Origin of the sequence: Mycolicibacterium iranicum, from assembly GCF_014190915.1 — a bacterium.
GTDB classification, from domain to species: Bacteria; Actinomycetota; Actinomycetes; order Mycobacteriales; family Mycobacteriaceae; genus Mycobacterium; species Mycobacterium iranicum_B.
In genome coordinates, this window is the sequence record NZ_JACHVU010000011.1 from 170,003 (window position 1) to 180,675 (window position 10,673).

General features: G+C 64.9%; 12 protein-coding genes. 1 reads left to right on the top strand and 11 read right to left on the bottom strand.

What is annotated here, in order from left to right; genetic code table 11:
- Positions 1 to 2: 2 nt before the first annotated feature.
- From FHR72_RS21215 to FHR72_RS21240, 7 genes are all read right to left on the bottom strand, one after another.
- Positions 3 to 896 (bottom strand): alpha/beta fold hydrolase, encoded by an 894-nt coding sequence (locus FHR72_RS21215; protein ID WP_183471827.1) that lies wholly within the window; start codon positions 894 to 896, stop codon positions 3 to 5.
- 86 nt (positions 897 to 982) lie between these two features.
- Positions 983 to 1,507 (bottom strand): glyoxalase superfamily protein, encoded by a 525-nt coding sequence (locus tag FHR72_RS21220; protein WP_183471829.1) that lies wholly within the window; start codon positions 1,505 to 1,507, stop codon positions 983 to 985.
- Positions 1,508 to 1,755: 248 nt separating this feature from the next.
- Complete coding sequence (locus FHR72_RS26625) at positions 1,756 to 1,884, bottom strand: hypothetical protein (RefSeq protein ID WP_260156152.1); 129 nt, start codon at positions 1,882 to 1,884, stop codon at positions 1,756 to 1,758.
- A 215-nt stretch (positions 1,885 to 2,099) separates the two neighbouring features.
- Positions 2,100 to 2,498: a hypothetical protein gene (locus tag FHR72_RS21225; protein WP_183471831.1), complete on the bottom strand. Its 399-nt coding sequence runs from the start codon at positions 2,496 to 2,498 to the stop codon at positions 2,100 to 2,102.
- A 94-nt stretch (positions 2,499 to 2,592) separates the two neighbouring features.
- Positions 2,593 to 4,278 carry a GMC family oxidoreductase gene (locus FHR72_RS21230; protein ID WP_183471876.1) on the bottom strand — a complete coding sequence of 562 codons (1,686 nt, stop codon included), beginning with the start codon at positions 4,276 to 4,278 and terminating at the stop codon, positions 2,593 to 2,595.
- A 161-nt stretch (positions 4,279 to 4,439) separates the two neighbouring features.
- Complete coding sequence (locus tag FHR72_RS21235; RefSeq protein WP_183471833.1) at positions 4,440 to 4,598, bottom strand: hypothetical protein; 159 nt, start codon at positions 4,596 to 4,598, stop codon at positions 4,440 to 4,442.
- A 379-nt stretch (positions 4,599 to 4,977) separates the two neighbouring features.
- Positions 4,978 to 5,664 carry a VOC family protein gene (locus FHR72_RS21240; protein ID WP_183471835.1) on the bottom strand — a complete coding sequence of 229 codons (687 nt, stop codon included), beginning with the start codon at positions 5,662 to 5,664 and terminating at the stop codon, positions 4,978 to 4,980.
- A 310-nt stretch (positions 5,665 to 5,974) separates the two neighbouring features.
- On the opposite strand from FHR72_RS21240, the gene FHR72_RS21245 reads away from it, so the two are divergent.
- The gene (locus FHR72_RS21245) at positions 5,975 to 6,394 is read left to right on the top strand and encodes a hypothetical protein (RefSeq protein WP_183471837.1); all 420 of its coding nucleotides are present in this window, start codon (positions 5,975 to 5,977) and stop codon (positions 6,392 to 6,394) included.
- 98 nt (positions 6,395 to 6,492) lie between these two features.
- Here the strand turns inward: FHR72_RS21245 and FHR72_RS21250 are convergent, their stop codons facing one another.
- The 4 genes from FHR72_RS21250 to FHR72_RS21265 all read right to left on the bottom strand — a co-directional run bounded on the left by FHR72_RS21250 (position 6,493) and on the right by FHR72_RS21265 (position 10,522).
- A complete protein-coding gene (locus FHR72_RS21250) occupies positions 6,493 to 7,044 on the bottom strand; it encodes a YaeQ family protein (RefSeq protein WP_183471839.1) in 552 nt (183 codons plus the stop codon).
- 304 nt (positions 7,045 to 7,348) lie between these two features.
- Entirely contained in the window at positions 7,349 to 8,923 is a 1,575-nt protein-coding gene (locus FHR72_RS26800; protein WP_183471841.1) for a hypothetical protein, read from the bottom strand.
- A 424-nt stretch (positions 8,924 to 9,347) separates the two neighbouring features.
- Positions 9,348 to 10,187, bottom strand: a complete 840-nt coding sequence (locus tag FHR72_RS21260; protein ID WP_183471843.1) for an SDR family NAD(P)-dependent oxidoreductase — start codon at positions 10,185 to 10,187, stop codon at positions 9,348 to 9,350.
- Positions 10,184 to 10,522, bottom strand: coding sequence for a nuclear transport factor 2 family protein (locus FHR72_RS21265; protein ID WP_183471845.1), 339 nt, complete (start codon positions 10,520 to 10,522; stop codon positions 10,184 to 10,186). Before FHR72_RS21265 ends, FHR72_RS21260 begins: the two co-directional genes overlap by 4 nt.
- Positions 10,523 to 10,673: the final 151 nt, after the last annotated feature.

A 10,673-nucleotide genomic window follows, 5' to 3' on the forward strand; every position in this document is an offset into this window, starting at 1 on the left:
GGTTACGCACCCGCTGCGTGCGTGACCACGAAGTCACGAATACACGCGTTCACTTCGGACGGCGCGACTGCGGGGAGTGAGTGAGAAGCAACGGGCCATAGACGATATCGCCACGTTGGCACCACCGAGCGGATGCGATTGATTGCCTCAGCGGAGTTGTGAATGGTGTTGCCTGCCAGCAGAACCTGGGCGGGCAGCTTCACCGAGCGTAGGACATCATCGGAAGCAAAGACCAGGGGAGCGGTTCGGCGCGGTGGCCCGAAATGAGCAAACCCGGCCAGGAAGAGTCGCGTCAGTTCATCGATGGCGCTACCTGGCTGCGGGCCACCTGTCACCCATTGCGCCCCGCACTGAGCCCTCGTCGAGCTTGGCCGAGCCAACAGCAGAGCGAGGTTCTTCCAGAACGTGAACGAGAGTCGAACCAACGTGTGTGCGGGATCGATGAGTGTCAGGGTGCTCAGCCGACCGGGCGCGGTCGCTGCGGTGTGGGTGGCCAGCCAGCCACCGTAAGAGTGTGCCACCAGATGGACGTTCCTCAGACCGAGATTCTGCAGCACAGTGTCAACACAGCGTGCACAATCTCTGGGGCTGAACAACGCCTTTGACTGCATGCTCGCTCCGGGCTGCCCGGGCATATCCAGTGTGTAGATCGTGAAATCGTCAGCCAAGCCGACGATTTGCTCGCACCACATAGCCGACGTGAGGAAAAACCCATGGATCAGCACGAGCGGCACACCGCCGTCTGGTCCATGCTGATAGACGCGAACGAGACCGAAGTCGGTAGGAACGTCGTGAACGGCATCGGGTTGCGGACTCAGCCGGCGCACGTCGTCGTAAACAGCCAGGTACGAACGCCTGTCGTGTGCGCTCTTGAAGCCGCCGTCCCTGATTCCCATGAGGCCCCTATCGCAACCGCCAGGTGATGTGTCAGGTCAGGGTAGGCCGACCGCTCTACTACAGGGCGGGCCCGCTTCGATTCGGTTCAGGCGGTCGTCTGGCAGAAGCGGAGGGTGTTCGAGAACGGGTCGGTGACTTCCATGGTGGGTCCACCCGGAGAGTCGACATCGATGCCGGGGTTGATGCGCGGGTACCCGGTGGCCTGGAGTTCTCGATGCAGTGCAGTGACGTCGCCGACCGGTACCCACACCGTCGACCCCGGTGTGCCATCGCCGTGGTGTTCGGACAGGTCGAGGACACACTGGTCGCGGCGCAGTCGCATGTAGAGGATCGACCGTGCGTAATCGAAGCGGTGTTCCCATTCGACGGTGAAATGCAGGTAGTCGAGGTAGAACTCGCGAGCTCGGGTCTCGTCGAGGCTGCGGAGGACGGGTACGGGCGCGCTGATACCCCGAGCTCCGGGAAGGCGCGCCGACGCAGTGTTCCAATCGCGAAAGCCCAACTGTCGGGCCACGATCTCCAACGCCTGGGAATGACTCAGATCGGCGTCGCGGAGTTGCTCGCGCAGGACTCGCGCGGCACGTTTGGCGTCGTCGAGGGTCAGGTCCATCACATCACCTACGTTCCGGTGCCGGTGTGCAGTTTCAGTGCCCGCGTTGCTGAAATGTCTGGGCACCGTTGGTCGCAGATGTGCGTCGTGGTGACCGATCCAAATGTGTTCACCATGCCGAGGATTCGGCGCGGGCGGCAGGTCACATCAAACCCATCGTGCACGCTACGCCACGATGAGCCAACCCTCAATGGTTGGCGCCGGTCACACGCTGCGCGTAACGAAACGCTCTGGTCGCGGGGGACTGATCAACGAGGGGCGCCCGCCATCGCCGTGAGGAACATCTTCCAGTACTGGAGGAAGTGCGGTCCGTTGCGACGGTCCAGGATGTCGTTGGTGACGTGCTGGCCCCATCGCCCGCGGAAGTTCGACTTCACATCATCCGTAGGTCACGAAGCTCGTCAGCCGTCCAGGCTCATACATCCGCAGCCACCGCGTCACCAAATGTGTTGCAATCCTGCAGGTTTCCAGGCCGCGGGACCGTATAGAACGCAGCGATGACGAACTACTCGGCGAGCACGATCGGCCCTTTTCCGGGACGGCTCGGGGAGGACCGCATCCGATCGCTTCATTCCCTGCAGGCGTCGCGGCCTCAGCTCGTTGCTTTGCCAGAAGGGCCGTCGGCAAATCCTCGTCCGCCAAGCGCGACGACTCCGAGGCCGGCGAACAGTGCTGCCCCACCACCAGCGACGAGGGCGCCCGTTGACGACAAGGTACGCGCCCGGACTCCGCGTACGGCTGCGATGACGTCCAGGACATCGGTGAGGAGGCCGAGTTGCAGCGCACGAGTTTGCAGCTGCGGCGACACGGTGTCGGTGATCGCAACTGCCAACGTCAACTCCCGCGAGCCGAAAAGCTGAGTCGTGAACGGCTGGTCGCGGCCAGAATTGAGTCCGATCAGCCGACCCGTCGCATTCGGCGCGAGCCAGGCGGCGACGCCCGTTGCGAACCGTAAGGCGGCGAAGGTTCGGATGATTGCGCCACGTTGCATGGCCCTACCCTCCAGGAAAGTCTCGAGCCGTTCAAGAGCCTTCGCGTCGAGCGGCCTTGCTGTGCGGCGCGGAAAGCGCTGAAGCACCGGGGAGTCAGCTCAGAATGGCTCGCGCGGCGCGCTCTGCGATCAGCATGACCGGTGCGTTGGTGTTGCCGGACGTGATGGTGGGCATGGCCGACGCATCAACTACCCGCAGCCCCGCGACGCGGTACACCCGACAGTCGGTGTCGAGGACCGTTGCAGCCGAACGCGGTAGGCCGCTGGCATCGAAGGCTCCCATCGCGCACGTACCCACCGGGTGAAAGATGGTGGTGCCGAGTTCAGCCGCGGCCGCTTGCAGGTCGTCGTCGCTCACCACGTTCGGGCCGGGGAGCAGCTCCTCTGGACGGTAGCGGGCCAGAGACGGAGACGCCATGATCTGGCGTGTCATCCGCAGGCCGCGCACGGCAATCTGGCGATCGGCGTCAGTCGACAGGTAGTTGCACGCGATCTTCGGGTAGACCAGGGGATCTGCACTGGTCAGGCGCACATGGCCGCGCGACGTGGGTCGCAGATTGCACACCGACGGCGTGATGGCCCCGAAGCGGTGCAGCGGTTCGCCGAACTTCTTCAACGACAGGGGCTGGACGTGCCACTCCAGGTCGGCACTGGGTAATTCGGGGTCGCTCTTGGCGAAAGCGCCGAGTGTGGACGGCGGCATGGTCATCGGACCCGATCGCATCATCAGGTACTGGAGCCCCATGCCCGCGCGCGTTATCCAGTTGCGGTACAGCGTGTTGACGGTGCGGGCGCCCCGCACCCGGTAGACCGTCCGCAGCTGCAAATGGTCTTGCAGATTTTCGCCGACCCCCGGCAGATCGACCGCCACCGGCACGTGATGCCGGCTCAGGAGCGCGGCCGGGCCGAGACCCGAAGCCTGCAGGAGATGGGGCGAACCGATCGCGCCGGCGCTCAGGATCACCTCCCGGCGAGCACGGACGTCGATGATCTGGCCGCCTTTGAGCAGCCGCACACCGGTGGCACGATGTCGGGCCGATGTCCAGGCGCCGACGCGTTGATCCTCCTGCACCTGATCGTCCATCAGCAGCTTGACGGCCTGGGTCTGCTCGTAGACGGTGAGGTTGGGCCGGTGGGCGACGGGGTGCAGGAAAGCGTCGGCCATCGACCAGCGCCGGCCGCGGCGCTGGTTGACGTGGAAGTACGCGCTTCCGGCGTTGTCTCCGCGGTTGAATTCCTCGATCGGGCAGATGCCCGTCTCGGCAGCTGCGGACTGCCAGGCGTCCAGAATCTTCCAGCGCACCCGCGGCCGCTCGACGATGATTTCGCCACCGGCACCGTGCCATTCGTCGGCGCCGCCGAAGTAGTCCTCCAGCTGCTTGTAGATCGACAGCGTGTCGCCGGGACTGTCCGGACCACCCCAGAGCCACCGCTGGTCGCCGGTGGCCTGCGCCCACAGTTCGTAATCGGAGGCTTGCCCGCGCATATGGATCATGGCGTTGATCGAGGAGCTACCGCCGATCACCCGGCCTCGCGCGTAATGGATGCTGCGGCCGGCCAGGCCTGGGTCGGGTTCGGTCGTGAAGCACCAGTCGGTGCGAGGGTTCGCAATGGTGTACAGGTAGCCCACGGGCACCTTGATCCAGAACCAGTTGTCTTTGCCGCCCGCCTCGATGAGCAGCACGCGGTGATTCGGGTTGGCGCTGAGCCGATTGGCGAGCAGGCAACCAGCACTGCCTGCTCCCACGATGATGTAGTCGAATTCGGCCGCGGGGCTCAATATTCCTCCATGACGTGGGTGGGGCGTTTCTTTGCGCCTGACCGTTCGGCGCTCAGACGTCCCGATGCGTGGGGTCACAGCCCCTGGAGGCGAAGAGCCTCAACATGTCTGGCGTGCCCGATGTGCGTCGGCTCGGGACGCGGCGCCTCGATCCGACTATGTCAATCGGGAGAGCGGTCTTCCTCCTTGTTGCGACGGCGCGCGGCCTCGATGATGTCAGGCGGGGCCGGCTTCTGTAGCCAGGCCCGTATCCGCAACAAGCCGCCGGCGGTGATACCGACGGCAAAGACAGCGACCAAGATCCAGAGCGCTGTGGACATACGTCAATCATCCACCTCCATCCGAACTCTTCGCATCGATATGCCATGACACACGGAAGACGCTGCACGTCGGCAGGGGAGCGTTCCCCCTGTCGCGTGCTTCGATAGCGGCATCGCGGTGACCTTCCTCCTGGCGACCGGAACCGGTCAGCCGCTCGGTAGCACTGCGCCGAGTCCGCCGCATCCCTCTAAATCCGGGCGGGGGTAGGTCAAGACGTGGCAGGGGAGAGGTGCCCCGGCAAATGGCGCCCGGCTCCGCTGTACGGCGCTGCAAGCCCGCCGCGGGTTGTGGCAAGTGGTCGCGACGAATCGTGTTGTCGTTCCGAACTCCCTGTACCGGCGGCGTCTTTCACCGCTCGGATCTGAGCAATGTCGGTTTCTAGGGACCAGAGAGACAGAAGTGATTGTTTTCGGGATCGACCAGCGCAGTCAACGATTGTGTGCAGATCGAGCAACTGACTGCCCCGGACATACCAGCCGGTGGGTCATGAGAAGCACGTAGTCGCAGATGTAGCTGCCCCTGCCGCTGTGGCGGGCTTGGATTACGGACGAATTCCAGCCCAAGGCCTCCCTGGTGGCGTAATGAGACGTACCCAGGGTGCGTACGGACCAGTGGGGCGTTCACGGCCGAAGACCAGAACCGGCTGACAGATAGGGGATCTCTCGCATCGGTCACTACAGCGGCGACCGGACCGCATTCCTTGTACTCCTCGCGCGGCTCAAGGACGCAGAATTCGTTCCCTTCGGGATCAGCGAGAACAATCCAGGGCACTGAACCCTGCCCAATGTCCACCCGTTCGGCACCAAGAGCGCAAGCTCGCTCGACCAACGAGGCCTGATGCTCCTCGGACTTCGAGGTGAGATCCAGATGCTGTCGGTTCTTTTCAGCCTTCGAGACGGAGGCTGGGACAAACTCCAGGACAGCGCCGCCGCCAATCTGTACGACCTCGCCACCCGAAGTCTTCGCGCCGGTGGGGAGGCAGCATCCCAGCAATGTCGCCCAGTACAGGCCCAGCCGCAGGGGATCCCGAGATTCCACAACCACGACGGCCACGTTGTCGGTCACACCACCAAGGTAGTTCCGAGTGCAGATCCGATCGACACGACCGCCGCGCCGAGGAGATTCAGCACGGAATCCTCGTCCTCCGGATTCATGCGATCGCCACCTGATTCACCGCGGCCGGATAGAAGCCATACGCGGCTTCTCTACGTCACTCGCCATATTCGATGGCTGCCCGCTGCACCCGCAAACGGCGGACGACAGGGGAATAGTGGCGAGCCGATGTTCATCCAGATGCTCTGACGTACGGTGCCACCGCGGGCCGGTTCGACAAAATTGGGACCGGTAGGCGCTTGGACGGTATTCACTCAACGCCATGAACAACATCGTCTTCGGCGCCATCGTGACGGGCTGCGCCGCCGTCAGCCTCGGCCTCGCGGCACCCGCCAACGCGGATCTCGCCCCGGGCAACTACCACCACCGCAGCATCATGGCCAACGGGATCGTCACCGACAACCTGATGCGGGTGACGAGCTGCGGCCCCGGTTGCATCTCGATCTTCAACCTCACGTCGAACACCGACCAGGGACAGGCGCGCATCCAAGGCAACCAGTACGTGCTCGACCAGTTCGTTCCCGGGGGCGCATTCTGCCCCGACGGCCGTCCGGTCGACGTGATCACCCGCTCGACCTTCGACCTCAACGGTACGAACGGTCTCGCTACTCTCAACGGGCCGAATCCCTGCGGCACCATCGGCCCGGTGGGCGAGACGCGATTCTGGTTCACTCCCGCGTGAGCGACTCGCGCATTCCGTCTGGTGCACAAGGGTGACGCGTGTGGCTGGGTGCGTCGAGCAGGAGGTGCCTCGTAAAGGCCGTGCGCAGGCTTACATGCTCACTTCAAGAGTTCGGGCGTGAAGGTGACGTTGACTTCGCCCACCGTCATCGTCACCTCACCTTCCATCACCATCACTTGCGCCGAAACCCGTCGATCGATCGTCTGGGCCAGTTGCTGTACCGGCGCGTGCGGTATCTGCATCACCGACAGGTGCTGCAGTCCTGCCACTTTGGGTTCCACAGCGCGCCACCAGGTGGCCGCACCGGCGGCGAACGGGAACAGCATTACCTGGTCGGCCTGGCCGGCCGCCTTGCCCAAGGCACGTTCATCGGGTTGGCCGACGCTGATCCACTCCAGGATTCGGCCTGTGTAGTCCGCGAGCCGCAGGTCCGGTACGCCAGGGGTGGACAGGCCAGCTCCGAACGTCAACTCACCGTCGACGTCGCCAAGTCGGTGCGCGCGCAGCCCAAACGCCAACAGCCGCACAACCATCCGCTCGTCAGTCTCACTGGGGTGTCGGGCCACGGTCAGCGTGTGATCGGCGTAGTAACCATGGTCGACATCGGAGACGCCGAGTTCGACTTTGAACACTGTTGCAGAAAGGGCCACGACATAGTGTCCACCCTGGCGGCGTGGCCCGAGCAGCGAGCCACCCGACTCTTCGATTAGAAGGGGCAGGAAAGGTGTGCCGCGATTGCGCCAGTTCTCGACAACGAGGGCGTCGTTTAGATAGTGGCGGCCTCGTGGTTAGGCCAGGGTCCAGCACCGTGGTCTGTCGCGACTGCTCTTACGTGATCAAATTGATCGATCGCAGAAAACTCAGTGACGAGGCCAGCTCGCAGCTGCACGTCCATCACGGTGAGCTTGTCGCTCCCCGCGCCGGAGATGACTTACCAGTCTCGCGATTGACTCGTTAGGGGCCGTCTGATCCATCCGCGCTGCTACCGTCGCCGCCTTCACCGCCTTCACCGCCGCGACCACCACCGTCGCCGCCAGACCCGCCGACACCGGCGACGCCGCCCCGTCCTTGTCCACCGGCGCCCCCATCATCATTGCTGAAGTCGCTGGCGTCGCCGCCGTCGCCACCGTCGCCGATACCGGTCGCCGGGTTTGACGTGCCGTCGCCACCGTCGCCACCGTCGCCGTCCCGGGACCCACCCGCACCACCGTCTCCACCGATGCCACCATAAAGCCCAGAACCGTCGCCACCACGCCCGCCTCGGCCGTACAGACCGGCAGCACCACCGGCGCCGCCTACCCCAACGCCACCCGAATAGCTTGTCGCAGTGCCGTTTCCGCCGGTACCGCCGTCCCCGCGACCGCGTGCGCTGCCGCCGTCGCCGCCCCACCCCACAGAAGCGCCGACGCCGTCGCCACCGCGTCCACCGTCGCCCGTGTGCACGCCACCGCTTCCACCGACGCCACCGAACCCACTGTCAACAGTGGACGACCCGCCCTGTCCACCGTTTCCACCGGCGCCGGCGGTAATGGCGTCCCCACCTTTGCCACCGCGCCCGCCATCGCCCGTAGCGTCGCCTCCTGCGCCACCGTTGCCGGTGATGCGTCCGCCGTTGCCGCCGTCACCGCCGCTGCCGCCGGCGACCGACGAGGTTCCGCCTTTGCCGCCGTTGCCAATACCGACGGCGTCACCGCCGCGGCCGGCATTGGTGAAGGCGGTACTGGAAGCGCCGCCCGTCCCGCCGTCGCCGATCAGCAATCCACCGCGGCCACCGACGCCGGCCGCAATGTCATCAGTTGCGTCGCCGCCGCGGCCGCCCCGGCCCAAAAGCCCGGCAGCACCGCCTGTTCCACCATTGGCACCGTCGCCACCATTGCCCCAGATCAGTCCACCGCGGCCACCATTACAGGCATCACCGAGACAGTCGACACTGGCATCGACGCCGTCTCCGAACAAACCGAAGAGCGGACCGTACGGACCGTGATTCACGGGAGGCACACTGCGGGCGGTTGACCAGGGGGAGCGCGGAGGCCGGCCGAAAGACCCGCAATTGTCTGCCGGGCCGACACAGATGAACCGGCGCGTACCGGCGATCTGTGACTGGTAATCGTCTGCCTGTACGACGATTTCGTTGTATGTACCTGTGACGAAGATGTTGATACGCGCCCCGTAGAGATACACGTAATTGTTGCTACCTGTGGTGACCAGTGCGCTGCTCTGGTCACCCTCGACAACCAATCTGCTGGTGGCGTCCGTCCGCGCCCGAGCGGATGTGCCCTTCACTTCGACGACGCCGCCCGACCTGCCCACCTGCTCACCGTAGGCTGAGTCGCCGATCACCGTCATCCGGCCGTCGTTCGTGTTTATCGCCCGCGCACCTGCTCCCACCGCCATGGCGTTCACACCAACGGCTTCGGCGTCGCCGTACTGTTCTAGGAGTCCGCCGTACATATCGCGGATCGCCAGATGGCCGGGCGTCGGCGGTGTCGGCGGTGTCGGTGCGGCCAGGGCAGCGAGGGGTGTACCCACACTGACTCCGAGTGTGACGACCCATGCGCCCAAACCACCAGTGAATCGGCTCAACGCCATCTGTACCCCCGCGGTGTCGAACCAGCTCGGCAAATACCGGGGAGAGTACACATCCGTTGTGCCGCACCCCGGCTGATTACCACATTCGTCACGAACGGGACCGGTTGCCGATCGGTCGCCTCACCGGCTTCGTCTCCTGCCCGAGTGGGGCAGTGCTCGCCGATGGCGCGTTTGCGGCGTCTCCTTTCCCCAGATGTGAGACAGACTGCCGCTATGCGCAGCGGCGACGCGCTTCGAGGTGAAACCGGCCGACGGCCATTCACCGAGAGCCACCCGTTGGGGGCTGCGCCCACATTCGACCCGCCGACCCGGTCAGCTCACGGTGAGAACTGCTGGCCGGGGTCGGCGTGCTCGGGCGGGCAGACTAGGTGGGGAAGTCCGCGCTGCGAGAGAGGGTTTCGCTCGCCCGGATGTCGATCAGGGTCTGCTCCAGCGCATCGATCACGGCGTCGAACCCGCCATTGCCCAGAACAAGTCGACGGGGAGGCGGGTCTTGGGCCATCGCTGCGATCACCGCACGGGCACCGCGGCAGGGATCGCCGGGTTGCACCCCGTCCGCCTCGACGAAGGTGGCGCGGACCTGTTCCAGCATGTCGTGGTACTCGGGAATGGTCTCCGTGACGGGCTCATTCGCGAAACCGGCATAGGCGTTGGTGCGGAACGCTCCCGGCTCGACCGCCAGCACCGAGATTCCCTGCCCGGCGACCTCCTCGCGCAGCGCATCGGTGACGGCTTCGATCGCGTACTTCGTCGCGCTGTAGTAGCCGAATCCGGGTGCCGCTAGAAGCCCGGCCACAGAGGACACGTTGACGATCCACCCGTTCCCGCGGGCGCGCATCCCCGGCAGCACCGCGCGTGTCACGGACAACACCGCGAAGAAGTTCAGCTCGAACATTGCTCGCATCGAGGACTCGTCCATCCCCTCAATCGATCCGTACCAACCGCGGCCGGCGTTGTTGAGCAGTATGTCGATTCCGCCGAAGTGCTCCTCGGCCGCACGCACTGCACGTTGCACCTGGGCTGCGTCGGTGAGTTCTAGCGGTACAACGAGGACACGGTCGCCGTACTGCTCCGCCCATGTCGTCAGTGCGTCGGGTCGCCGGGATGTGAGCGCCACGCGGTCCCCGATCTCCAGGGCCGCCTCGGCGAACGCCATCCCGAAGTTGCCGGGCGTGCCTCCTGTGATGAACCAGCGCCTGCTCATGGCTCGATCACCAGTCGGCTGATCAGCGCGCCGTCGAGGGTGAAGCGGTAGTGCAGGTCGGCGACCCCGCCGGGGAAGTTGCCCTCCAGGTGCTGTCCGACGTCAATGGTGGTGTCGGTCGTGGTCGCGCCGGTGAATTCGGTGGTGTAGGTGAACTCGCTGGCTGCGGTGGCGAGCCAGGCCCCGATGTCCTCGTGGCCGTGGTAATCGCGGCCCTCGTCGGTTACCACGGCATCGGGGGTGAGCGTGGCGAGCGCTCGGTCGCTTTCTCGGCTGTCCAGGGCGGTCATGAAGGTCTTGATGTTGTCCGGGAGTGCATCCCATTCGGTGGTCATGACCCCACGGTGGCGCTTCCCCCAAGGGGAAGGTCAACCTCGGGCCGGGTGAATTAGAGCTTGTCAAGATTTCTGTGTATGAGCAGCGGTTGATTAGTAGATGTAGGGCTCTAGTCGGTCTGGATAGTTGAGTACGAGGGCTGCCAGTGCG

What these genes read in the sequence shown, in the direction of transcription:
- FHR72_RS21220 (WP_183471829.1), bottom strand. Translation starts at nt 1,507, where the DNA reads ATGGACCTGACCCTCGACGACGCCAAACGTGCCGCGCGAGTCCTGCGC.
- FHR72_RS21260 (WP_183471843.1), bottom strand. Translation starts at nt 10,187, where the DNA reads ATGAGCAGGCGCTGGTTCATCACAGGAGGCACGCCCGGCAACTTCGGG.
- FHR72_RS21225 (WP_183471831.1), bottom strand. Translation starts at nt 2,498, where the DNA reads ATGCAACGTGGCGCAATCATCCGAACCTTCGCCGCCTTACGGTTCGCA.
- FHR72_RS21265 (WP_183471845.1), bottom strand. Translation starts at nt 10,522, where the DNA reads ATGACCACCGAATGGGATGCACTCCCGGACAACATCAAGACCTTCATG.
- FHR72_RS21235 (WP_183471833.1), bottom strand. Translation starts at nt 4,598, where the DNA reads ATGTCCACAGCGCTCTGGATCTTGGTCGCTGTCTTTGCCGTCGGTATC.
- FHR72_RS21215 (WP_183471827.1), bottom strand. Translation starts at nt 896, where the DNA reads ATGGGAATCAGGGACGGCGGCTTCAAGAGCGCACACGACAGGCGTTCG.
- FHR72_RS21245 (WP_183471837.1), top strand. Translation starts at nt 5,975, where the DNA reads ATGAACAACATCGTCTTCGGCGCCATCGTGACGGGCTGCGCCGCCGTC.